The sequence below is a fragment of the Pseudomonas sp. RIT288 genome (assembly GCF_000631985.1).
GTDB lineage: Bacteria > Pseudomonadota > Gammaproteobacteria > Pseudomonadales > Pseudomonadaceae > Aquipseudomonas.
Genome location: NZ_JFYN01000017.1, coordinates 13,111 through 36,482, shown reverse-complemented (window position 1 = coordinate 36,482; position 23,372 = coordinate 13,111). Strand labels below are relative to the sequence as shown.

At 61.4% G+C, this 23,372-nt stretch carries 17 protein-coding genes; 5 read left to right on the top strand and 12 right to left on the bottom strand.

Annotation, left to right across the window (positions count from 1 at the left end; translation table 11 throughout):
• Positions 1-100 precede the first annotated feature (100 nt).
• Both BW33_RS16495 and BW33_RS16490 read left to right on the top strand, forming a co-directional pair.
• The gene (locus tag BW33_RS16495) at positions 101-1,222 is read left to right on the top strand and encodes an HlyD family secretion protein (protein WP_047600051.1); all 1,122 of its coding nucleotides are present in this window, start codon (positions 101-103) and stop codon (positions 1,220-1,222) included.
• Entirely contained in the window at positions 1,219-2,811 is a 1,593-nt protein-coding gene (locus BW33_RS16490; protein WP_047600050.1) for a DHA2 family efflux MFS transporter permease subunit, read from the top strand. Before BW33_RS16495 ends, BW33_RS16490 begins: the two co-directional genes overlap by 4 nt.
• Before the next feature lie 371 nt (positions 2,812-3,182).
• On the opposite strand, the gene BW33_RS16485 is transcribed toward BW33_RS16490, so the two are convergent.
• From BW33_RS16485 to BW33_RS16475, 3 genes are all read right to left on the bottom strand, one after another.
• Positions 3,183-3,623 carry a carboxymuconolactone decarboxylase family protein gene (locus tag BW33_RS16485; RefSeq protein WP_047600049.1) on the bottom strand — a complete coding sequence of 147 codons (441 nt, stop codon included), beginning with the start codon at positions 3,621-3,623 and terminating at the stop codon, positions 3,183-3,185.
• A gap of 96 nt (positions 3,624-3,719) precedes the next feature.
• A complete protein-coding gene (locus BW33_RS16480; RefSeq protein ID WP_047600048.1) occupies positions 3,720-5,162 on the bottom strand; it encodes a mechanosensitive ion channel domain-containing protein in 1,443 nt (480 codons plus the stop codon).
• 207 nt (positions 5,163-5,369) lie between these two features.
• Positions 5,370-6,236 (bottom strand): pirin family protein, encoded by an 867-nt coding sequence (locus BW33_RS16475; protein WP_047600047.1) that lies wholly within the window; start codon positions 6,234-6,236, stop codon positions 5,370-5,372.
• Between the two features lie 337 nt (positions 6,237-6,573).
• Here BW33_RS16475 and dkgB point away from each other — a divergent pair, with 337 nt between their 5' ends.
• Positions 6,574-7,377, top strand: coding sequence for a 2,5-didehydrogluconate reductase DkgB (dkgB, locus tag BW33_RS16470; protein ID WP_047600046.1), 804 nt, complete (start codon positions 6,574-6,576; stop codon positions 7,375-7,377).
• Positions 7,378-7,381: 4 nt separating this feature from the next.
• On the opposite strand, the gene BW33_RS16465 is transcribed toward dkgB, so the two are convergent.
• From BW33_RS16465 to BW33_RS16425, 9 genes are all read right to left on the bottom strand, one after another.
• Positions 7,382-10,600 carry a transporter substrate-binding domain-containing protein gene (locus tag BW33_RS16465; protein WP_047600045.1) on the bottom strand — a complete coding sequence of 1,073 codons (3,219 nt, stop codon included), beginning with the start codon at positions 10,598-10,600 and terminating at the stop codon, positions 7,382-7,384.
• Positions 10,601-10,608: 8 nt separating this feature from the next.
• A complete protein-coding gene (locus BW33_RS16460; RefSeq protein ID WP_047600044.1) occupies positions 10,609-11,241 on the bottom strand; it encodes a response regulator transcription factor in 633 nt (210 codons plus the stop codon).
• Between the two features lie 144 nt (positions 11,242-11,385).
• Positions 11,386-11,820, bottom strand: a complete 435-nt coding sequence (locus BW33_RS16455; RefSeq protein ID WP_047600043.1) for a hypothetical protein — start codon at positions 11,818-11,820, stop codon at positions 11,386-11,388.
• Between the two features lie 84 nt (positions 11,821-11,904).
• The gene (locus BW33_RS16450) at positions 11,905-13,113 is read right to left on the bottom strand and encodes an EAL domain-containing response regulator (protein ID WP_047600042.1); all 1,209 of its coding nucleotides are present in this window, start codon (positions 13,111-13,113) and stop codon (positions 11,905-11,907) included.
• Between the two features lie 67 nt (positions 13,114-13,180).
• Entirely contained in the window at positions 13,181-13,546 is a 366-nt protein-coding gene (locus BW33_RS16445; RefSeq protein WP_081794225.1) for a hypothetical protein, read from the bottom strand.
• A 232-nt stretch (positions 13,547-13,778) separates the two neighbouring features.
• Positions 13,779-14,495, bottom strand: coding sequence for an MgtC/SapB family protein (locus BW33_RS16440; protein WP_047600040.1), 717 nt, complete (start codon positions 14,493-14,495; stop codon positions 13,779-13,781).
• A 180-nt stretch (positions 14,496-14,675) separates the two neighbouring features.
• Positions 14,676-17,375: a magnesium-translocating P-type ATPase gene (mgtA, locus tag BW33_RS16435; RefSeq protein ID WP_047600039.1), complete on the bottom strand. Its 2,700-nt coding sequence runs from the start codon at positions 17,373-17,375 to the stop codon at positions 14,676-14,678.
• 572 nt (positions 17,376-17,947) lie between these two features.
• Positions 17,948-19,282, bottom strand: coding sequence for a lysine N(6)-hydroxylase/L-ornithine N(5)-oxygenase family protein (locus tag BW33_RS16430; protein ID WP_047600038.1), 1,335 nt, complete (start codon positions 19,280-19,282; stop codon positions 17,948-17,950).
• A 134-nt stretch (positions 19,283-19,416) separates the two neighbouring features.
• Positions 19,417-19,899, bottom strand: a complete 483-nt coding sequence (locus BW33_RS16425) for a sigma-70 family RNA polymerase sigma factor (protein WP_045122005.1) — start codon at positions 19,897-19,899, stop codon at positions 19,417-19,419.
• Positions 19,900-20,221: 322 nt separating this feature from the next.
• On the opposite strand from BW33_RS16425, the gene BW33_RS16420 reads away from it, so the two are divergent.
• Complete coding sequence (locus tag BW33_RS16420; RefSeq protein ID WP_047600037.1) at positions 20,222-21,394, top strand: efflux RND transporter periplasmic adaptor subunit; 1,173 nt, start codon at positions 20,222-20,224, stop codon at positions 21,392-21,394.
• On the top strand, positions 21,395-23,368 hold the full coding sequence (locus BW33_RS16415; protein WP_047600036.1) for a MacB family efflux pump subunit: 1,974 nt from the start codon (positions 21,395-21,397) through the stop codon (positions 23,366-23,368). It begins immediately after the preceding gene.
• Positions 23,369-23,372 lie beyond the last annotated feature (4 nt).

The following is a 23,372-nucleotide window of genomic DNA, read 5'->3' as shown; positions in this document are numbered from 1 at the left end:
GGCAAGCAACTGACGACCGGCACAAAACTTAATTGCCACAAAATATTACTTACGTCATATTACAACCATAATAACGACCCGTTTTCGCAGGTATTACGCCATGACCAGCATGCCCACCCTCGAACCCGACCTGTCAGCCCCGGTCACCCCCGCCAAACCGCCATTACGCAAGCGCCTGCTGCTGACCGGCTCTGGCCTGATTGCGCTGGCCGTGGTCGGCGTGTACGCCAGTCATTGGTGGGGCACCGGGCGCTTTCTCGAGGAGACTGACGATGCCTACATCGGTGGCGACGTCACGGTGATCGGGCCGAAGGTCGCCGGGTACATCGACGAAGTACTGGTCAGCGACAACCAATCGGTGAAGGCCGGCGACGTGCTGATCCGACTCGACGCACGCGACTATCGCGCCAACCTCGCCAAAGCCGAAGGCGCAGTCGCCGCCGAAGAAGCGCTGCTGGCCAACCTCGACGCCACTGAGCAACTGCAGCATGCGGTGATCGGCCAGGCCCGCGCCGGCATCGATGCCGCCGGTGCCGAAACCGCCCGCTCGCGGGATGACAATGCGCGCTACAAACGCCTGGTCAGCACCAATGCCGTGTCGGTGGAAAGTGCCCAGCGCGCCGACGCCACCTTCAAGACCGCCCAGGCTTTGAGTGCCCGCGCACAGGCCGAATTGCTCGCCGCACAGCGCCAACTGGCGGTGATCGACACCCAGAAACAACAGGCCCGCGCCGCCCTGCAACAAGCCCGCGCCGAGCGTGATCTGGCGCAGTTGAATCTCGGCTACACCGAACTGCGCGCGCCGGTTGATGGCGTGATCGGCAACCGCCGCGCGCGGGTCGGCGCCTATGCCCAGGCCGGCTCGCAACAGTTGTCGGTGGTGCCGGCCAGCGGTCTGTGGGTGGATGCCAATTTCAAGGAGGACCAACTGGCGCGGATGAAACCCGGACAACGGGTGAGCATCCGCGCCGACGTGCTCTCCGGCCAGGAGTTCCACGGTCGACTCGACAGCCTCGCCCCCGCCACCGGCTCGCAATTCAGCGTGCTGCCGCCGGAGAACGCCACCGGTAACTTCACCAAAATCGTCCAGCGGGTGCCGGTGCGCATCCTGCTCGATCCGGCCGACGGGGTGCTCGGTCACCTGCGGCCAGGGTTGTCGGTCACCGCTGAAGTCGACACCCGCGCACAAGCCGAAACCAGCGCCGTGGCCGTCGCACCATGAGCACCACCCTCGCTGCCCCGGCGCAACCGTTCAACGCCGCCGACATGGCCACCGCGACCAAAGTGTTCGCCTTCGCCACGATGTGCATCGGCATGTTCATTGCGCTGCTGGACATCCAGATCGTCTCGGCCTCGCTGCGCGATATCGGCGGTGGACTCTCGGCCGGCACCGACGAAACCGCGTGGGTGCAGACCAGTAACCTGATCGCCGAAATCATCGTGATCCCGCTGTCGGGCTGGCTGTCGCGGGTGTTCTCCACACGCTGGCTGTTCTGCGCCTCGGCGGTCGGCTTCACCCTGGCCAGCCTGCTCTGCGGCGTGGCCTGGAACATCCAGAGCATGATCGCCTTTCGGGCGCTGCAAGGCTTTCTCGGCGGCTCGATGATTCCGCTGGTATTCACCACCGCGTTCTTTTTCTTCAGCGGCAAACAGCGGGTGATTGCCGCCGCGACCATCGGTGCGGTGGCGTCGCTGGCGCCGACGTTGGGACCGGTGATCGGTGGCTGGATCACCGACATTTCCTCATGGCACTGGCTGTTCTACATCAACCTGGTGCCGGGCATTTTCGTCGCAGTCGCAGTACCCATGCTGGTGAAGATCGACCAGCCCGAACTGGCGCTGCTCAAAGGCGCGGACTACCTGAGCATGGCGTTTCTCGCGCTGTTTCTCGGCTGCCTGGAATACACCCTCGAAGAAGGCCCGCGCTGGAACTGGTTCAGCGATCAAACGATTCTGACCACGGCATGGATCAGCGGTCTGGCGGGGCTGGCCTTTATCGGGCGCACCTTGCACGTGGCCAATCCGATCGTCGATCTGCGCGCGCTCAAGGATCGCAACTTTGCCCTGGGCTGTTTCTTTTCCTTTGTCACCGGGATCGGCCTGTTCGCAACGATTTACCTGACTCCGCTGTTTCTTGGACGGGTGCGTGGTTACAGCGCGCTGGACATTGGTCTGGCGGTTTTTTCCACCGGGGTGTTCCAGATCATGGCGATTCCGCTGTACGCCTTTCTCGCCAATCGCATGGATCTGCGCTGGATCATGATGATCGGCCTGGGCTTGTTTGCCGTGTCGATGTGGGAGTTCAGTCCGATCACCCACGACTGGGGTGCCGCTGAGTTGATGCTGCCACAAGCGCTGCGCGGAATCGCCCAGCAACTGGCAGTGCCGCCGGCGGTGACGCTGACCTTGGGGGGTTTGGCACCGGCACGCTTGAAGCACGCTTCGGGGCTGTTCAACCTGATGCGCAATCTGGGCGGGGCGATCGGCATTGCCGCCTGCGCGACCATTCTCAATGACCGCACCAACCTGCACTTCAGCCGCTTGGCCGAGCATTTGAACAGCAGCAACGAGGCGATGAATCAGTGGTTGGCGCAGGTCGGTGGCAACCTGGCGACGCTGGGTCAGAGCGGTGACGTCGGCGTCACCGCCAGCCTGCGTCAACTGTGGCTGCTGACCTACCGCGAGGCGCAGACCCAGACCTACGGCGATACCTTTTTGATGATCATGCTGTGCTTCATCATCGCCACGGCGATGGTGCCCTTGATGCGCAAGATACAACCACCGACGGCGCCGAGTGCGGATGCGCATTGATGTCACGCCCCTGTAGGAGCTGCCGCAGGCTGCGATCTTTTGATCTTGTCTTTAAAAGATCGCAGCCTCGTTTCACTCGACAGCTCCTACGGGGGTAATGCGTTGCGGCTTAGAGCTGCGGGATTTTGCGGAAGCCCACCGTTGTAGGAGCTGCCGCAGGCTGCGATCTTTTGATCTTGTCTTCAAAAGATCGCAGCCTCGTTTCACTCGACAGCTCCTACGGGGGTAATGCATTGGCGCTTAGAGCTGCGGGATTTTGCGGAAGCCCACCGCTGCAGGAGCTGCCGCAGGCTGCGATCTTTTGATCTTGTCTTTAAAAGATCGCAGCCTCGTTTCACTCGACAGCTCCTACAGGGGTAATGCGTTGCGGCTTAGAGCTGCGGGATTTTGCGGAAGCCCACCGCCAGCCGGTTCCAGCTGTTGATGGTGTTGATCGCCACGCTCAGGTCGACCATTTCCTTGGGCGTGAATTGCGCAGCGACGATGTCGTAGTCTTCGTCCGGGGCGTGGGTCAGACTCAATTGGGTCAGCGACTCGGTCCACAGCAGCGCAGCGCGTTCGCGCTCGGTGAAGAATGGCGCTTCACGCCACGCGGTCACGGCGAACAGCCGGCGCGGGGTTTCGCCGCCCTTGATCGCGTCCGCAGTATGCATGTCGATGCAGAACGCGCAGCCGTTGATCTGCGAAGCGCGCAGCTTGACCAGTTCAATCAGGGTCTTTTCCAGCGGCAGCTTCGAAACCGCAGTTTCCAGGGCCATCATCGCTTTCAGGGCGTCTGGAGAAGCGGTGTAGAAATCGGTACGAGCTTTCATGATTGAATTTCCGGGGCCAGTGAATGTGTGACTAAGGTAGTCCCGCCACTGCCCCGGACAAATAGCCAATCTCCCGGAAGACGAGTAGACCACCCGTCACACGCGATTGCGCAACCACTGCAGGAACCCGGTTTTCGCCACCACGGTCGGTACGTCCTGCGTCAAGGTCTGGGCCTTGTGCAGACGATAATCGAGCAAGGCTTTCATCGCCTCGTTGATGTCATGGCGGGCATCCAGGCACGGCTTCAGGTAGGTCTTTTCGATGCGGTACAGCGCGCAAAAGGTTTTCGCCGCGAAGGTCGCCGGCACTGACGAATCGGACAGGATGCCGGCCTCGCCGATCACCTCCCCCGGCCCCATGCGCCCGGATTCGAACGGGCTGCCATGGCGGGTCAAGGTCACGCTGACCACACCCGATTCGATGATGAACAAATGATCGCTAACCTCCCCGGCCTCGAGGATCGTCTCGCCGGCACGGAAGGTTTGCAGGGTCATGTTCTGGCTGAAGGTGTCTTTCTCTTCCTGGCGCAGGGTGGAGAAAATCGGCGAACTGTCGAGCAGCGCCCGCGGCCGCGAGAGGTTGCCGGCGACGATCGGTTCGACACTCGACAACAGATTGACCCCGGATGCCTGCAGATGCCGGTACGCCAGATCGAACAGCTGATTGCGCACCGAGCGCTTCTGATCCATCGATGAGACAAAACCACTGATTTCATATTCCGCACCGGCGCTGCTGGAGCTTTTCAGCGCGACGCTTGGCGAGGGATTGTCCAGCAGCGGACGGCAACCCTGCATCGCCCGCTCCAGCGCGTCGATCACCGTATTGGGCCGGGCATGCGGGCTGACCTGGACGCTGACGGCGACTCCGAACATGTTGCTCGGTCGGCTGAAGTTGATGATCTTGGCCTTGGCCGCCAGCGAGTTGGGAATCACCGCCATGCTGCCCTGGCTGGTCTGCAGACGTGTGGCGCGCCAGTCGATGTCGATGACCCGGCCTTCGGTGCCATCGATCGAGATCCAGTCATCGATCTGATAGGGCTTGGTGGTGTTGAGCACGATCCCGGAGAACACGTCACTCAGGGTGCTCTGCAACGCCAGACCGACGATGATCGCCAAGGCCCCGGACGTCGCCAGTACACCTTTGACCGGCAGATCCAGCACGTAGGCCAACGCCGCGATAATCGCGATCAGGAAAATCACCGCACCGAGCAGATCCTGCAACAGCCGTCCGGTGTGCCCGACGCGCTGCATCATCACCGCGCCGATCAACACGGTCAGGGTGCGCGCGCCGAACAGCCACCAGCCGATCTGCAACCCGGTCGCCGCCAGGTGCAGCGGCACGTTGTCAGCCCACGGCGCCGGCTCCATCGGGTTTAGGCCTTCGTTGAACAGTACTGCGCTGAACAGGGTGAAAATCAGCACCCGCACCAACAGCTTCCACTCGCTGCCACGGGAACTGATCAGGCGCCACAGGCCCAGATCGAGGAGTATCAGGATCAACGCGCAGAACAACGGATGTTCGGTCAAAAAAGACAACATCAAACCACTCCGACAGGGGCCAATCGCGAGAAGATCGCACAGATTAGCTCAGTGTAGGAGCAATTGATTTCAGAGGATGAACGCCCGCGCAAAAACACCGAAAACCCAATGTGGGAGCGGGCCTGCCCGCGAAGGCGGTGGATCAGTCAGACACGCATTGACTGGCACTGCGCTTTCGCGAGCAAGCCCGCTCCCACAGGGGGGGAATTACCCGTGCATCCGGCCAAAACGCCCGGACTGGAAGTCGGCGAATGCCTGATGAATCTCCTGTTCGGTGTTCATCACGAACGGGCCATGGCCGACAATCGGTTCATCAATCGGCTCGCCGCTGAGCAGCAGCACCACCGCGTCTTCACTGGCCTCAAGGGTCAACTGACGACCGTCGCGCTCGAACAGCACCCACTGCCCGACACTCGCAGTTTGCGCACCGTTGACCTGCACCGAACCTTTCAACAGCACCACCGCGGTGTTGCGCCCTTCGTGCAGATCCAGCGTCAGCAACTTGCCGGCGTTCAGCCGCAGGTCCCAGACGTCGATTGGCGTGAAGGTCTGCGACGGACCTTTATGCCCATCGAACTCACCAGCGATCAGCCGCAACCGGCCGGCATCGTCTTTCAGCGCGATATTGGGAATGTCGCCGTCGAGAATGGTCTGGTAGCCGGGCGCGGCCATTTTGTCCTTAGCCGGAAGGTTGACCCACAACTGCACCATTTCCAGCTTGCCGCCGGTCTTGGCGAAATTATCCGAGTGAAACTCTTCATGCAGGATCCCGGATGCAGCGGTCATCCATTGCACGTCGCCGGGACCGATGGTGCCGCCGCTGCCGGTGGAGTCGCGGTGTTGCACTTCGCCGTCGTAGACGATGGTCACCGTTTCAAAACCACGGTGCGGGTGCTGGCCGACGCCACGGCGCTCGGTGGTCGGAGTGAATTCGGCCGGGCCTGCGTGATCGAGCAACAGGAACGGGCTGATGTGTTTGCCCAGATTGTCATAGGAAAACAGGGTGCGCACCGGGAAACCATCGCCGACCCAATCGCCGCGAGGGCTGGTGTAGATACCGATGATGTTTTTCATGGTTGCCTCCAAAAGGTGGGTGACGCAATGGATTAAGCTTAAATCCATGACAGCTGGAGGACTAGACGGCAAAAACCGGCTTTAGTGTTCCACCTGCAGGACAGTGGCACGCCCTTCGCAAGCGATCCCCCCTGTAGGCGCTGCGGCACGCTGCGATCTTTAGAACTTGTTTTTCAGGATCAAAAGATCGCAGCGTGCCGCAGCGCCGACAGGAGTGTTGCCGGCGGCGAAAGATTCATGACTTCTGCTCAACAGTGCTTTGCCCCGACAGCGGTTTTTCTCAAGGGCTCAGATGCGGATACTCCTGCCCATTCCCACTGCAACCCTGGAGTCATCAATGTCTGTTCCCGCCTTTGGTCTGGGTACGTTTCGCCTGCAAGGTCAGGTGGTCATCGATTCGGTGCGCACCGGCCTTGAACTCGGATACCGCGCCATCGACACCGCACAGATCTACGAGAACGAAGCCGAGGTCGGTCAAGCCATCGCCGCCAGCGGCATTGCTCGTGAAGAGCTGTTCATCACCAGCAAGATCTGGATCGCCAACTTCGCCAAGGATCGTCTGATCGAGAGCCTCAAGGAAAGCCTGCAGAAATTGCAGACCGACTACCTCGACCTGACGCTTATCCACTGGCCGTCGCCGGAAGATCAGGTGCCGGTCGCCGAATTCATGGGCGCCCTGCTCGAAGCCAAACGCCTGGGCCTGACCCGGCAGATCGGGGTGTCCAACTTCACCATCGAGCTGATGCAACAGGCCATCGCAGCGGTTGGTGCAGAAAACATCGCCACCAACCAGATCGAACTGCACCCGTACCTGCAAAACCGCAAAGTGGTCGAGTTCGCCCGCAGCCAGGGCATCCAGATCACCTCCTACATGACCCTCGCCTATGGCGAAGTGCTGAAGGATCCAGTGATCCAGCAGATTGCTGAACGCCTGCAAGCGACCCCGGCGCAGGTCACTCTGGCCTGGGCAATGCAGTCGGGTTACGCAGTGATTCCATCATCGACCAAACGCGCCAACCTGCAGAGCAACCTCGGTGCCACCGCGCTGACCCTGAGCGTAGCCGACATGGCGCTGATCGCCGGTCTGGAGCGCGGCCAGCGCCTGACCAGCCCGAAAGGCATTGCCCCGCAGTGGGATTGAACGCTCAGTCCTGAAGACGCTGCGCGAGACCGAGCATGGCGGTGCGCAGCGTGTCCACCGAGCGGTGGACAGCCAGGGTTTCGGCGTCGCGGCACGCCTGTTCGAGATCGGTGCACGCTGCCGCCACTCGCGCCGCACCTACCATTTGCGCACCGCCCTTGATGTGATGCGCCAGTGTCCGCAACCCGTCCAGATCCTGAGGCTGGCGCGCCGCATCAAGCCGTTGCAGATCGTCGTGCAAGCTGCGCAACACTTGTTCGCGCAGGCGTTGCATCACCGCATGATCGTCTCCGGCCATCTGCTCCAGCGCGCTCAGATCGATCTCGGTCAACGTCACTGCCGGGGTCGGCAGGTGTTCACCTTCGCCGTGACTGGCCACCTGCAGCGCCTGTTGCAGATCACGCAAGCGAATCGGCTTGAACAGACAATCGTCCATGCCGGCCTCCAGGCAACGGCTCCGCTCCTCGACCTGCGCGTTGGCGGTAAACCCGAGAATCAGGCAACGCGCCCGGCAGCTCGCCGCCTCTTCGTCACGGATCGTCCGGGCGAGTTCGTAGCCGTTGCGCCGCGGCATGTTGCAGTCGGTGATCAGCACATCGAATGCTTGTGCCCGCCAGCGCTGCAAACCCTGTTCACCGTCTTCGATGTCAACCGTGCGGTGGCCGAGTTCACTCAGTTGCCAGCACAGCAGCAAGCGGTTGACCGGATGATCGTCCACCACCAGCACGCTCAGTGAGCGCACCGGCGTGTCCGCCACTACGGGGCTTGTCGCCTCGGAGGCGAGCGCGGCCAACGGCAGCAATTGCAGAGTTATCTCGACCCGCGTGCCATGCCCCGGCTCGCTGTCAAGGCGCAGCGTTGCGCCCATCATTTCGCAGAGGTTGCGGCTGATCACCAGCCCCAACCCCGAGCCACTGCGCGCTGACTGACCATGATTGCCGGCCTGGACAAACGGGCTGAACAGGCGTTTGCGGTCATCCTCACTGATGCCGATGCCACTGTCTTCAATCACCACCTTCACCGCCAACTGGCCGAGCGCTGTCCTGGTCACCGCCAGTTGCAGACTGACCTGACCGTACTCGGTGAACTTGATCGCGTTGCTCAACAGGTTCGACAGCACTTGCTTGAAGCGTGTCGGGTCGAGCATCACCTCAACGTCACTCTGTGCATCCAGTTCAACACGCCACAGCAAGCGCTTCTGCCGCGCCAGCCCCTCGAATACCCGGCACACCGAGATCACCAGTTCGCGCAGATTGGCCCGTTGCGGTGCGAGGGACAGATGCCCGGACTCGATACGCGCGATATCCAGAATATCGCCGATCAACCCCAGTAATTGCTGGCCGGCACCGGACGCGACCTCGATCGCCAGCTTGTCGGTGACGCCCTCCTCGGCACGCTTGAGGGCCAGTTCGAGCATGCCGATCAGGGCGTTCATCGGCGTGCGGATTTCATGGCTCATGGTCGCCAGAAACGTGGTCTTGGCCCGGTTGGCATCGTCGGCGGCATCCTTGGCTTGCTGCAACTGCTGCAGCCACTGCTGACGCTGGCGCAACTGCCAGCGCTGAAAACCGATCCAGGCCAAGGCCAGCAACAGCAACCCTGCCGCACCGGCAAACGCCAGAAGGATTTCGCGGCGATGACGCTGCCAATAGCTCTCTTCCACGACCACGTCATGGCTCCAGCGCTCGACCAGTTCGTCCATCTGCTGCGGCGCGATGCTCAGCAGCGCCTTGTTCAGAATCGTGTGCAGCGCCGTATCCTGCGGTGCGGTCGCCAGGGCGATGCGCGCCGGTTGATCGCCAATGGTATTGGTGATGCGCAGGCGCTCGCGGTAAAGGCGGGCAATCAGAAAACGCGCGACCAGCAGCGAGCTGACGGTGGCGTCGGCCTGCCCCTTGGCGATCAGTTCCATGCCGTCGGCCGGGCTGCGGACTTCCACCAGGCGGATCCCGGGCACCCGCTGCAGAATGTAGTCACGCAGTGGATGACCGCGATATATCGCCAGACGCTTGCCTGGCAGATCAATGAGACTGCGCGGACTACCCGCCGTTGTCGCACTGATCAGCACGAACGGGTTGTTCAGGTAGGCGCGGGTGAATTGCAGCTCGGTTTCCCGTTCGCTGCTCGGGGTCACCACCGGCAACACGTCGAGTTCACCGGCTTTGAGCTGCTCGATCTGGCGGTCCAGCGAACGCCCCCGAACCACTTCGAATTGCAGCCCGGTACGCTGACTGATCAGGCTGAGCAACTGCGCCGACAGCCCGTTGAATCGCCCGTCGGCATCAAAAAACGTCAACGGTGCGAAGTCTTCGATCACGCCGACCCGCACCCGCGGATGTTGCTCCAGCCACTGCTGCTCGCCGGCACTGAGGCGCACCCGCGACTGCGTGGCCATGTGCGCACGCCCCGCGCTCCAGCGCTGTTCGATCAGCTGACGACGCTCCATGGGAATCGCCGCCAGCGCCTTGTCGATGATGCGTTTGAGGCGTACGTCACTGCGCAGCAGGGCGAAACCGAAGGGATTGGCATCCAGCCCGGAAGGCCCGGCCAGTTGCAGGTCATTGCGATAATTGGTGTTGATCAGGTAATTGGCACTGATCAGATCCCCGAGATAGCCGTCATCGACGCCGAATGCCACCGCACCCAGCGCATCCATCGCCGAGGGATAGCGCTGCACGTTCGCCTCGGGGTAGAACGCCTGCACGCTGGTCAGCGGCAGATAGTCTTCGACCATGGCGATGCGTTGGCCCGCCAGATCCGCCGGTAACGTTTCGTCGAGCCGGGTCACCAGCATCGGCTGATCTTCGGCGTAGGGGCGCGACAAAATGAAATCCGGATCGGCCAGCTCGAAATTGTTCGAGGTGCCCAGCAGATCGAGTTCGCCGCGCTTGAGTGCGCTCATCACCGCGTCGCGATGGGTAAAGCGTTGCACCTCGACCCGCACACCGAGCAGTTGCGCCAGCAGCTCCGCGTAATCGGCGGTGAGGCCTTCCAGCTCCAGCCGATTGCGGGTGATTTCAAACGGTGGGTAATCGGCGCCGGAAATGCCCATGCGCAACCGTGGGTGCTGGCGCAGCCATTGGCGATCCTGCTCGTCGAGCGGAACCCGGATGTTTTCCAGTGCCGCCTGGCTCAACAACTCCAGTGGCTGTGGCGGTTCACTGCCCCAGCAGGTGGCCGTGATGCTCAACCACAGCACGCACCACCAGCGTTGCAGGTTCAATTTTCTACTCAGATCAAATGGTTGCGCTTGGCGAATTCGCGCAAGTACACCGGTGACTTTGAGTGCAGCCCCAGCTTTTTTATCAAGCGGGTTTTGTAGGTGCTGACGGTCTTGTGGCTGAGGAACATTTCAGCGGCGATTTTCTTGTTGGGGTTGCCCAGGGCCAACTGTTCGAGAATGTTCAGTTCTCGGTTGGAGAGCTCGTCGATCAGCTGTTTTTCGCTGCGGTGCGACGGGGTCGACACAAGGCCGTTATCAGGCAGCGCAGCAAAATAGGAGTAGCCCGACATCAGTGCCTGGACAGCCTTGTGCAATTGCAGCAACTGGTTGGTTTTAGCCACGTAACCCATGGCGCCGCTACGCAGACAACGATCCTGATAGTGCAGCGGATCCTGAGAAGTAAAGATCAGCACCCTGCACCCGGGGTCGTTGGCCTTGAACCGCTCCAGCACCTCCAGTCCGCTGACTCCCGGCAACTTGAGATCGAGTATCACCAGATTCGGCTTGTGTTCACGGCTCAGCACCATGGCTTCGCTGGCGCTGGATGCTTCGTGAATCACCTTGAACCTTTCGGCTTCGAGTACGAGTTTCACGGCAGCCCTTACCACCGGATGATCGTCGACGATCAGCGCTGACTTCATGACCGCTCCCAGTGCAAAAACAGGACGATGGCGCCATCGGCATCGGCTGTTCTTCGCCGGGGTGGCTGCGCAAAGACTGTTACACGGGAAGCAAACCGTATCTACCTGTCAGATCTGACAGTTGCGCGGAAGGGTTATCCGTGCTCAAGCCCGGCGCTGCAGGGCTGGCGCCGGTTTCCAGGTGTTCGCCGCGCAAACCGGGGCAACATCGACCCGCGCCATCAGGTGCCTGATCGCGGCCGCATCGGGCAACGCGACATGGCTGATCTGCAGGTTTTCCTGAGCGAAACCGGCGGGTGTCAGCGCCGGTGCCGTGGGCTCGTTATAGACCAGGACGTGGCGCACATGCGGGTTGTTGAGGAAAAACCCCGGCAGGTCCAGCGATCCGGCCGCCAGCTCGGCGTTGATGACCACGGCGTCGAACGGTTCACAGCCGTAGTCCACCAGGGTCAGCAGCTCAAGCAGACTCTGTACCGGAGCGACGCGGAAGTAGTCGAGGCGATTGAACAGGCGCTCGATTTTCATCCGGTGAAAATGCTGCGGATCAGCAATCAGGATGCGCAGGGATTTATTGATCATGCTCAATCTCCTGGAGTGGGTTGGATGCGCCAAGGCTACGCAAGCCGCAGGAGCAACTCTGTAGGATCTTTCCTAAAAATCCGTTCATTCATCCGAGTCTCTCCGGTGGTTGCGCTGTTGCAGCCAGTTCAGCAAGTCGGCCCCGGCCATCGGCCGTGCGTACCAGTAGCCCTGGCCCTGCGTGCAACCCAGCGCCAGCAACTCCCGACGTTGCGCATCGGTTTCGATGCCCTCGATGACCACGCTCATGCCCAGGGTTTCGCCCAATGCCAGGGTGCTGCTGATGGCCGCGCGGCAACGGGGTTCGTGCGCAAGGTTACGAATGAAATCGGCGTCGAGCTTGATCTCGTTGAATGGCAACTGACACAAACGCTGCAATGAAGAGAATCCGGCACCGAAATCGTCGATCGACAAGCGACAGCCCATGATGCGCAATCGCACCAGACTCTCCAGACTGGTGGCCGGCGCTTCGAGCAGACCGCTTTCGGTCAGCTCGAAGGTCAGGCTCGAACCGCAGGTTTTATGTTCGGCCAACAGGCTTTTCAACGTCGACGTCAGTTGCGCATTGGCCAATTGCACGGTTTGCAGGTTGAACGCCATGTTCAAGACAAAGCCCTGCGCCCGGGCACTGCGCTGCACCCGCAAGGCCTGACCAATCTGCGCAAACAGCATCTCGTCGAGCAGCGCGCAACGCTCAAGCACCGGCACGAACAGCGCCGGCGAAATCAACCCGCGTGTCGGATGCAGCCAGCGGCACAGCACTTCGACGCCACAGACTTCGCCGCTCTGCAGGTTGAACTTGGGTTGATACCAGGCCTGCAATTGGCCTTCAGCCAGCGCATGGCGTACCTCCCTTTCACTGGCCAGCGTCGTCGTACGCTGCGGCTGCGACGGGCTGATCTGCCGGTTGACGAATGTGTCCAGCAACTCGGCCAGCACCTGGGCGTGCAGCGGCTTGCCGACATCCCCGAGGAGGTTCAGCCCAAGCAGCGCGACCATCTGGTGTACCGCCCGCCGCAGATCCGCCGACAGCGAACTGCTGATGATCACCGACCTGACCTGACCCGACGCGCCCACCCGCTGCAGAAACTCCAGACCGTCCATGCCCTCCATCTGCAAGTCGCACAGGGCGACGTCCACCGAGCCGACTTGATCGAGCAACGCCAGCGCCTGCGCACCGTCGCTGGCTTCCAGCACCTGCTCACAACCCAGACCCTGCAACATGTTCACCGCTACGGAGCGCTGGAAAGCATGGTCTTCAAGCACCAGGATACGAAGCGGCAGATTGGGCATGAGGGGTGTCTCATTGTGGGTGAAGTGCGGATGAGTGTTGAGCTCGCGAGGGAGCATCTGTAATCGCTCAACCATCGAGATGTTCAAGTACGGGGCCAAGAGTCTGGCGATCCGGCGTACGGAGCATGAACAGCTGCCGTCGATGGGTGGCATAAATCGCCTCGGCCCGTGGCTGACCGCGCCGGGCATCGTGAATCACGCCGTGGCGGATCTGTGGGTTGCCCTGAAAGAAGCGCACCGGGTCAACACCCGCGGCGGCAATCAGTTCGCCATTGATGATCATCAGGTCGAACTGCTCGAACGGCTCATGGGAGTAATGCGTCAACGCCAACAGTTCACGAAACGAACGCACTGGCGTGAGGTGGCGGTAGCCCAGTTCGTTGAAGACTCTGGCGATTCTGGATTGCAGAGCGTGCTGTTCTTCAACAATCACGATTCGTTTGCACTTGTAGGACATAGGGTTTGACGGCGTAAGAAAATGTGGTCAACACGCTAACCAGATCCAATCAGAACCTATGTAGGAAAAATCCTAAAGACAGCTGGAAACCTCTTGAAAGCCGACAAGATGCCGCACAGGCATTCTCCGATGCGGCGATTTTCCTGAAACAGAGGTGGCGATTGTGATCGCCGGGAGCCACGCCGAATCGCGGCCCGATGTTGTTGCCTTATTCCGTCGTACTCGGACTCCAGAACGCCTGCACCACCAGCGCTGAAGTCGAGATCCGTGCCACCAGGGCATCCAGTTCGTCACCGTCCACCGAAGTGGTCGCCAGCGTGGCTTCGATCTCGATTTCGTCGGCACCGAAGGCGTGCACGTCGATGTCGCTGGCCGGGTAGTTGCTGCGTTCCAGCTCGGCTTCGAGCAGGGCGAACACGGCTTTCTGCTGCGAGCGCCGGGCGATCACGTAAACGATGTTGGTGACTTCGGCCGAGACTACGTCCAGTGGCTGGCGGTTGATGTTGTTGACGATCGGCCGCAGCAAAGTGTTGGCGGCGAGGATGAACAGCGTGCCGAGCACCGCTTCGGCCAGCAGGTCGGCACCGGCGCAGGCACCGACGGCGGCGGAAGTCCACAGAGTCGCGGCGGTATTGAGGCCACGGACGTTACCCTCCTCGCGCATGATCACCCCGGCACCGAGAAAGCCGATGCCCGAGACCACGTAGGCGACCACCCGCACCGCGCCTTCAGCGCCGCCGAGACGGTTGGCCATGTCGACGAAAATCGCCGCGCCGACCGCCACCAGCACGTTGGTGCGCAGGCCGGCAGTGCGTTGCCGGTACTGGCGCTCGAAACCGATCAGGCCGCCGAGGATGAACGCCGCGCTGAGGCTGACGAGGGTGTCGAGCAGTGAATCGAGGTTGAGGTTGTTGACGGCTTGCATGATGAAGCTCCTTGAATAGATACAGTCCCTTGGTTGGGGCTTGCTGCCAATGCACTTGAAACACCCGATCCCTGTAGGAGCTGCCGCAGGCTGCGATCTGTTGATCTTTGAAAGCAAGATCAAAAGATCGCAGCCTGCGGCAGCTCCTAAAGGGTGGCAGGTGAAGATTGCAGCCTGCTGTTATTGCCAGCCGAACCGGCGGATGTAGAAGCCTTTCACCGCCTGGGTCAGCGCCATGTACGCCAGCAGGATCATCGGCAGGAACACGAAGTACAGCGACGGCAGCGCCTGCAGTTTGAAGTAGTTGGCCAGTGGCCCCATCGGCAGGAAGATCCCGACCGCCATGATGATCCCGGTCATCACCAGCAGCGGCATGGCTGCACGGCTTTGCAGGAACGGAATCTTCGGCGTGCGGATCATGTGCACGATCAGCGTCTGGGTCAGCAGCCCCACCACGAACCAGCCGGACTGGAACAGCGTCTGGTGATCCGGGGTGTTGGCATCGAACACGTACCACATCAAGGCGAACGTGGTGATGTCAAAGATCGAACTGATCGGCCCGAAGAACAGCATGAAGCGTCCAACATCAGCCGGCTGCCAGCGCTGTGGCTTTTTCAGCATGTCCTCATCGACGTTGTCGAACGGAATCGCGATCTGCGAAATGTCGTAGAGCAGGTTCTGTACCAGCAGGTGCATCGGCAGCATCGGCAGGAACGGAATGAACGCACTGGCGACCAGCACCGAGAACACGTTGCCGAAGTTGGAACTGGCGGTCATCTTGATGTACTTGAGCATGTTGGCGAAAGTCCGACGCCCTTCGAGCACGCCCTCCTCCAGCACCATCAGGCTCTTTTCCAGGAGGATGATGTCCGCGGCTTCCTTGGCGATGTCCACCGCGCTGTCTACCGAGATCCCGATGTCGGCGGTGCGCAGTGCCGGGGCGTCGTTGATGCCGTCGCCCATGAAGCCGACCACATGCCCGTTGCCCTTGAGGATGCGCACGATGCGTTCCTTGTGCGACGGCGTGAGCTTGGCGAAGACGTTGGTGTTCTCCACCGCCACCGCCAGCTCGGCGTCGCTCATGCGCTCAATGTCGTTGCCCATCAGCAAGCCCTGTTGCGCCAGACCGACTTCGCGGCAAATCTTCGCGGTCACCAGTTCGTTGTCACCGGTCAGCACTTTGACCGCCACGCCGTGCTCGGCCAAAGCCTTGAGTGCCGGCGCGGTGCTTTCCTTCGGTGGATCAAGGAACGCCACGTAACCGATCAGCGTCAGTTCCTGTTCATCCGCCAGGCTGTAAGTGTCGCGACCTTCCGGCATCGAGCGGGCAGCCACCGCCACCACGCGCAAGCCTTCAGCGTTGAATGCTGCGGTGACCTGACGAATCCGGGTCAGCAATTCATCGCTCAAGGCTTCTTCGACTTCGCCGTGCTGCACGCGGGTGCACACCGCCAACACTTCTTCCACCGCACCTTTGCAGATCAGCAAATGCGGCTCGCCACGCCCCTCCACCACCACCGACATGCGTCGACGATTGAAGTCGAAAGGGATCTCATCGACCTTGCGAAACGCCGTGCCGACCTTCAGTTCACGATGGATTTCCACGTGTTCCAGCACCGCCACGTCGAGCAGGTTTTTCAGCCCGGTCTGGTAGTAGCTGTTGAGGTAGGCCTTTTCCAGCACATCGTCGGAGTCTTCACCCCAGACATCGACATTGCGCGCGAGGAAGATCTTGTCCTGGGTCAGGGTGCCGGTCTTGTCGGTGCACAGCACGTCCATGGCGCCGAAGTTCTGGATCGCGTCCAGACGTTTGACGATGACCTTTTTGCGCGACAGGAACACCGCACCTTTGGCCAGGGTCGAGGTGACGATCATCGGCAGCATTTCCGGGGTCAGGCCCACGGCAATCGACAGCGCGAACAGCAGCGCTTCGGTCCAGTCGCCCTTGGTGAAACCGTTGATGAACAGCACCAGCGGCGCCATGACGAACATGAAGCGGATCAGCAGCCAGCTGACCTTATTCACGCCCAGCTGGAACGAGGTCACCGCGCGGTCAGTCGCGCCGACCCGCTGCGCCAGCGCGCCGAAATAGGTGCTGTTGCCCGTGGTGAGAATCACCGCCATCGCCGTGCCGGACACCACGTTGGTGCCCATGAACAGGATGTTCTCCAGCTCCAGCGGATTGCGCGTGTCGCGGTCGGCCTGACAGGCAAACTTTTCTACCGGCATCGATTCACCGGTCATCGCCGCCTGGCTGACGAACAGATCCTTGGCGCTGAGCACCCGGCAGTCGGCAGGAATCATGTCGCCGGCGGACAGCACGATCAGGTCGCCCGGCACCAGTTGCTTGATCGGCAGTTCGATCCGCGGCTCGTCGCGGCGCATCACCGTGGCGGTATTGCTGACCATTGCCTTGAGCGCGTCGGCGGCCTGGTTGGATTTGCTTTCCTGCCAGAAGCGCAGCAGCGTCGACAGCACCACCATGGAGAAAATCACCGTGGCGGCCTTGAGGTCTTCGGTCAGCCACGAGATCACCGCCAACAGGGTCAGCAGCAGGTTGAACGGGTTTTTGTAGCAGTGCCACAGGTGGATCCACCATGGCAGCGGCTGCTCGTGTTCGACTTCATTGAGGCCGTACTGCGCGCGCAGTGCGTCGACTTCAAAGTCGGTCAGGCCGTCGGTGTGAGTACCCAGCGACGACAGCAGTTCACCGCTGTCGCGATGGGCCGCATCGACCAGGGTGTTGGCCAGGGTGGGCGGGACTTCACGGCTGACCGTGGTGTCGTTGATCGATTCCAGCAGCGCCAGGCGACGGAAGTGCCGGGCGATGTGGCGCGTACGCAGGAAGCCTGCGAAAAATTCCTTGAGCGTAAGTTTCATGGCTGTTGCCCCTATGGTCAGCCGGGAAACCGTCGAGCAGGTACGACCATGCCTCGTTCACCGGAAAATCCGGCACGGCAAGGCTTGGCGCGCCGGTCAGAAAAAGACAGGCGTGTCGATAGGTTTGCGATCACGACCACACGGTCGAAATCACATACTTTCAGTGTCGATGAGAAGGACGTCGGGACATGGTCTCAACTGACCATGATCGGGATGCCGCTGCTCGCTTTACGGCGAGACAACGGCAGAGAAAGGCTGCGCGTTATCTTGCCGAGAATCTGCCGGTTACCGAGACCGGCCGACAACTGTCACTCGAACAAGTACCCACTGTGGGTCTCCGCTATTGATGAAAACGCGCGAAGCTTACGCCTCGATGATTTGAGAGTAAACCCGTGGAAGGAGGTGTGTCGGGGATTATCGGGGATGTTCAGGAAGGGTTCAGGTTTCAGATTTCAGGGTGTTTTTGACGGCCCCTTCGCGAGCAGGCTCGCTCCCACATTTTGTCCTGCGTGCACAGAACATTTGTAGGAGTGAGCCTGCTCGCGATAGCGCTATTACAGACGACGCAAAAATCAGCTGGCAGCCGCCAACAACAGATCCGCCACCGTACGATGCCCGCGATTCTTGCCATGCTCATACAACGACCCGGCAATCTCGTCGGCACGCACCGGCAACACCGAGAGCAACGTATCACTCAGGCCATGGCTGGCCTGGCAGAAGCCCTGCATGTACAGGCCGGCCTTGCAGCGCTCGTCAGTAATCAGTTTGTAGTTGCGATCGACCTCGAAATCACCGAGGTATTCTTCCAGTGGCGCCAGCAATTTGCGGTGCATCTGCCGCTCGTAACCGGTGGCCAGGACCACGGCGTCGTAGATCCGCACGGTGACTTCGCCGGTGGCGTTGTTGCGCACCGCCAGTTCGATGCCGCGCTCGGTGGCGGTGGCACTTTCCACAGTGGTCAGGGTACGGAACGCATGACGAGCGATGCCCGAGACTTTCTGCCGATAGAAGATGCCGTAGATGCGTTCGATCAGATCAATGTCGACCACCGAGTAGTTGGTGTTGTGGTACTCGTTGACCAGCCGCTCACGCTCGGCGCTGTTTTGCTGGAACACCAGATCTGTGAACTCCGGCGAGAACACTTCGTTGACGAACGGGCTGTCGTCCGCAGGCTTGAGCGCCGAGCCGCGCAGGATCATGTCGACCTGCACCGACGGGAACGAATCGTTCAGATCGATGAAGGCTTCCGCCGCGCTCTGCCCGCCGCCGATGATCGCGATGCTCATCGGTTGGTTATTCACACACGGCTGTTTGGCCATCTGCGACAGATACTGCGAGTGGTGGAACACGCGGCTGTCGCCCTTCAGCGCCTTGAACGCCTCCGGAATACGCGGTGTGCCGCCGGCGCTGACCACCACCGAACGCGCAGTGCGCACGAACTGCTGGCCTTCGCTGTCACGGGAGATCACGCGCAGCGCTTCAACCTGATGGTTGTGCAGCACCGGTTCGATGGTCAGCACTTCTTCACCGTAGCGGCTCTGCTCGGTGAACTGCCCGGCGACCCAGCGCAGGTAGTCGTTGTACTCCATGCGGCACGGGTAGAAGGTGCCGAGGTTGATGAAGTCGACCAGACGGCCGTGGGCCTTCAGGTAATTGACGAACGAATACGGGCTGGTCGGGTTGCGCAGGGTCACCAGATCCTTGAGGAAGGAAATCTGCAATTCGCTTTGGGTCGACAGGGTGTTGCCGTGCCAGCTGTAGTTGGCCTGCTTGTCGAGGAACAGCACATCCAGCTCACCGTGGGTCGGGCCGCGCTCTTGCAGAGCGATGGCCAGCGCCAGGTTCGAAGGGCCGAAACCGACGCCGATCAGGTCGTGAACGATGGGCGATGCAATTGCCTGAGTCATTTCCAGTGTCCTCTGGATGAACCCCTCAACAAGGGGAAAGGAGAGCCTAAGTGAGCCGACTGGCCTTGAGCAGGACAGCAGGTCGTCTGTTGAGTAGGAACGAGGACAGTGAAATAAAATTTAGCGATGGCGGCTCAATGGGCATCCCATTGCTTGATGCGCAGGCGGCAATGCTTCATCGCATTGACGATGTGTTTTTCCACCAGTGCCTTGGAAATCCCCAGATGTTCGGCGATCTGCGGGTGCGACAGGCCTTCGATCTTGCGCAGCAGAAAACTGTCGCGACACAACGGCGACAGTTCCGCCAGTGCGCGCTGGAGCATCTCCAGACGCTGGCCGTGATCAAGGGTGCCGTGGGGCGACGGGGTGAAATAGCGCTCTTCGCTGTCGAGCACCTCCAGTGGCTCGACCTGGCGCAAGGCATTGCGCCGATGATCGTCGATCACCAGATTCAAAGCGGTGCGATAAAGAAAGGCCCGGGGTTGCTCGATGGGCGTGTCGCTGGAGCGTTCCAGAACCCGCACATAAGCGTCATGCACCACATCTTCGGCGACCTGACGGTTGCCGAGCTTGGCGTTCAGGAAACACACCAGCTCGCGATAGTAGTTTTCCAACATGACTCCCGGCCGCTTCGATGCGGATTCGATCCTTGAGCACACTGATCGACGGCCCCGTAAACACGGGTAGCAAGATAGTGGCAACTTGAGGTGCGTAATTTATAGTAATTCTCATATAGATTTAAAGTGGCGTTTGTCGTTGCCCGTCAAATAGTGCCGTTCTATACCTGTAACATCCTGTGTCTTCGCTTAAATTCCCCTGCACATTCATCGTTTACAGGACAGCTCCCCGTGTCTGTTGCGCCCTGCGACAGCGTTCAGCGGCTGCGCGCTGTGGCGTGCAGCCGGACGACGGGCCGAATTCCACTGGCCGGAACCCTGCATGAAACGTCCCCGCCCCGCTCGACGCGCCCTGCTCGCAGTCCTTTGTCTGATTCCCGTTGTTGCCTACGCCGCGTGGCAAATCATGCCGCCGGGCCGCGAGCGCTTCGCCACCGTGCAAGTCAGCCGTGGCGACATCGAAAGCAGCGTCACCGCGCTGGGCACCCTGCAACCGCGCCGTTATGTCGATGTCGGCGCGCAGGCCTCCGGGCAGATCCAGAGGATCCACGTGGAAGTCGGCGACGTGGTCAAGGAAGGTCAACTGTTGGTGGAGATCGATCCGTCCACGCAAAAGGCCAGACTCGACGCCGGACGCTTCTCCATCGAAAACCTCAAGGCGCAATTGCAGGAACAGCGCGCCCAGCATGAACTGGCGCGGCAGAAGTATCAGCGTCAGCAGAATCTGGTCGCCGGCGGCGCCACCCGCGAAGAAGACGTGCAAACCGCCCGCGCCGAACTGAAAGCCACTCAGGCACGCGTCGACATGTTCCAGGCACAGATCCGCCAGGCTGAAGCGAGCCTGCGCAGCGATCAGGCCGAACTCGGCTACACGCGGATTTATGCGCCGATGGCCGGCACCGTAGTTGCCCTCGACGCCCGCGAAGGCCAGACCCTCAACGCGCAACAGCAGACGCCGCTGATCCTGCGTATTGCCAAACTGTCACCGATGACCGTGTGGGCCGAGGTTTCCGAGGCTGACATCGGCCACGTCAAACCAGGCATGACCGCCTACTTCACCACCCTCAGCGGCGGCCAGCGGCGCTGGAGCAGCACCGTGCGGCAGATTCTGCCGGTGCCGCCCAAGCCGCTGGACCAGACCAGCCAGGGCGGCGGCAGCCCGGCCAGCAGTAGTAAAAGCGGCAGCGCCCGCGTTGTGCTGTACACGGTTTTGCTCGACGTCGATAACGCCGACAACGCCTTGATGGCCGAGATGACCACCCAGGTGTTTTTCGTCGCCGACCAGGCCAAAGGCGTGCTCACCGCGCCAGTCGCCGCGTTGCAGGGCAGCACCAGCGCCAACCTGCAGACCGCTCGTGTGGTCGCGGCCAACGGTGATATTCAGCAGCGCCAGGTGCGCACCGGCATCAGCGACCGGCTCAAAGTGCAGATTGTCGACGGCCTCAACGAAGGCGATCACCTGTTGATCGGCCCGGTCGACGGCAGCGGAGGCTGAATGCAAACGCCTCTGATCGACTTGCAGGACATTCGCAAATCCTACGGCGGCGGTGACGCTCCGGAAGTACACGTGCTGCGCGGCATCGACCTGTCGATCCACGCCGGTGAATTCGTGGCGATTGTCGGTGCTTCCGGCTCCGGCAAATCGACCCTGATGAATATCCTCGGCTGCCTCGACCGCCCGACCTCCGGCGAGTACCGCTTTGCCGGGGAAAACGTCGCCGGCCTCGACAGCGACGAGCTGGCCTGGCTGCGCCGCGAAGCCTTTGGATTTGTGTTCCAGGGCTATCACCTGATTCCGTCCGGCTCGGCCCAGGAAAACGTCGAGATGCCGGCGATCTATGCCGGCACCCCGGCCGCCGAGCGCCACGCCCGCGCCGCCGCCCTGCTCGACCGACTCGGCCTGGCCTCGCGCACCGGCAACCGTCCGCATCAGTTGTCCGGCGGCCAACAGCAACGGGTGTCGATTGCCCGGGCGTTGATGAACGGCGGCCACATCATCCTCGCCGACGAACCCACCGGCGCCCTCGACAGCCACAGCGGCAAAGAGGTGATGGCGCTGCTCGACGAATTGGCGAACCAGGGCCACGTGGTGATCCTCATCACCCACGACCGCGAAGTCGCAGCCCGGGCCAAGCGCATCATCGAAATCCGCGACGGCCTGATCATCAGCGACAGCGCCCGCGACAACCCTGAAGCGCAGACCAGCGCCAACCCCGGCGCCCTGCAGGCGGTGGATCTGCGCCAGCGCCTGGCCGACGGCGCCGAAGCCACCGGCGCCTGGAAAGGCGAACTGGTCGATGCCCTGCACGCCGCGTGGCGAGTGATGTGGATCAACCGCTTTCGCACCGCGCTGACCCTGCTCGGGATCATCATCGGCGTGGCCTCGGTGGTAGTGATGCTGGCGGTCGGTGAAGGCAGCAAACGCCAGGTGATGGCGCAGATGGGCGCGTTCGGTTCGAACATCATTTACCTGAGCGGATCGGCGCCCAACCCGCGCACGCCGTCGGGGATCATCACCCTCGATGATGTGCACGCGCTGGCCAGCCTGCCGCAAGTGCAGCGGATCATGCCGGTCAACGGTGCCGAGGCCGGCGTACGTTACGGCAATGCCGACCACCTGAGTTACGTCGGCGGCAACGACACCAACTTCCCGGCGATCTTCAACTGGCCGGTGGTGCAAGGCAGTTACTTCACCGAGGCCGATGAGCAGAACGCTGCAGCCGTCGCGGTGATCGGCCACAAGGTCCGCAGCAAGCTGCTCAAGGATGTGCCGAATCCGATCGGCCAATTCATCCTGATCGAGAATGTGCCATTTCAGGTAGTCGGCGTGCTTGCGGAAAAAGGCGCCAGCTCCGGCGACTCCGACAGCGACAATCGCATCGCCATCCCCTATTCCGCGGCCAGCGTCCGGCTGTTCGGCACGCGCAATCCGGAATACGTGGCCATCGCCGCCGCCGACGCGCGCAAGGTCAAGGACACCGAGCAGGCCATCGAGCAACTGATGCTGCGCCTGCACAACGGCAAGAAGGATTTCGAACTGACCAACAATGCCGCGATGATCCAGGCCGAGGCCCGCACCCAGAACACCCTGTCGCTGATGCTCGGTTCGATTGCCGCGATTTCGCTGCTGGTCGGCGGCATCGGCGTGATGAACATCATGCTCATGACCGTGCGCGAGCGGACTCGTGAGATCGGCATTCGCATGGCTACCGGCGCCCGTCAGCGCGACATCCTCCGGCAGTTCCTCACCGAAGCGGTGATGCTCTCGGTGGTCGGCGGCATTGCCGGGATCGCCCTGGCGCTGATCGTTGGCGGCGTGCTGATCCTCAGCGAAGTGGCCGTGGCCTTTTCCTTGATGGCGGTACTTGGCGCCTTCGGCTGCGCCCTGGTCACCGGTGTTGTCTTCGGCTTCATGCCTGCCCGCAAAGCTGCCCGGCTCGACCCGGTCACGGCCCTTACCAGTGAATGATCGA

Coding starts and splice junctions, on each gene's coding strand:
- BW33_RS16495 (WP_047600051.1), top strand. CDS start 101: ATGACCAGCATGCCCACCCTCGAACCCGACCTGTCAGCCCCGGTCACC.
- BW33_RS16490 (WP_047600050.1), top strand. CDS start 1,219: ATGAGCACCACCCTCGCTGCCCCGGCGCAACCGTTCAACGCCGCCGAC.
- BW33_RS16485 (WP_047600049.1), bottom strand. CDS start 3,623: ATGAAAGCTCGTACCGATTTCTACACCGCTTCTCCAGACGCCCTGAAA.
- BW33_RS16480 (WP_047600048.1), bottom strand. CDS start 5,162: ATGTTGTCTTTTTTGACCGAACATCCGTTGTTCTGCGCGTTGATCCTG.
- BW33_RS16475 (WP_047600047.1), bottom strand. CDS start 6,236: ATGAAAAACATCATCGGTATCTACACCAGCCCTCGCGGCGATTGGGTC.
- dkgB (WP_047600046.1), top strand. CDS start 6,574: ATGTCTGTTCCCGCCTTTGGTCTGGGTACGTTTCGCCTGCAAGGTCAG.
- BW33_RS16460 (WP_047600044.1), bottom strand. CDS start 11,241: ATGAAGTCAGCGCTGATCGTCGACGATCATCCGGTGGTAAGGGCTGCC.
- BW33_RS16455 (WP_047600043.1), bottom strand. CDS start 11,820: ATGATCAATAAATCCCTGCGCATCCTGATTGCTGATCCGCAGCATTTT.
- BW33_RS16450 (WP_047600042.1), bottom strand. CDS start 13,113: ATGCCCAATCTGCCGCTTCGTATCCTGGTGCTTGAAGACCATGCTTTC.
- BW33_RS16440 (WP_047600040.1), bottom strand. CDS start 14,495: ATGCAAGCCGTCAACAACCTCAACCTCGATTCACTGCTCGACACCCTC.
- mgtA (WP_047600039.1), bottom strand. CDS start 17,375: ATGAAACTTACGCTCAAGGAATTTTTCGCAGGCTTCCTGCGTACGCGC.
- BW33_RS16430 (WP_047600038.1), bottom strand. CDS start 19,282: ATGACTCAGGCAATTGCATCGCCCATCGTTCACGACCTGATCGGCGTC.
- BW33_RS16425 (WP_045122005.1), bottom strand. CDS start 19,899: ATGTTGGAAAACTACTATCGCGAGCTGGTGTGTTTCCTGAACGCCAAG.
- BW33_RS16420 (WP_047600037.1), top strand. CDS start 20,222: ATGAAACGTCCCCGCCCCGCTCGACGCGCCCTGCTCGCAGTCCTTTGT.
- BW33_RS16415 (WP_047600036.1), top strand. CDS start 21,395: ATGCAAACGCCTCTGATCGACTTGCAGGACATTCGCAAATCCTACGGC.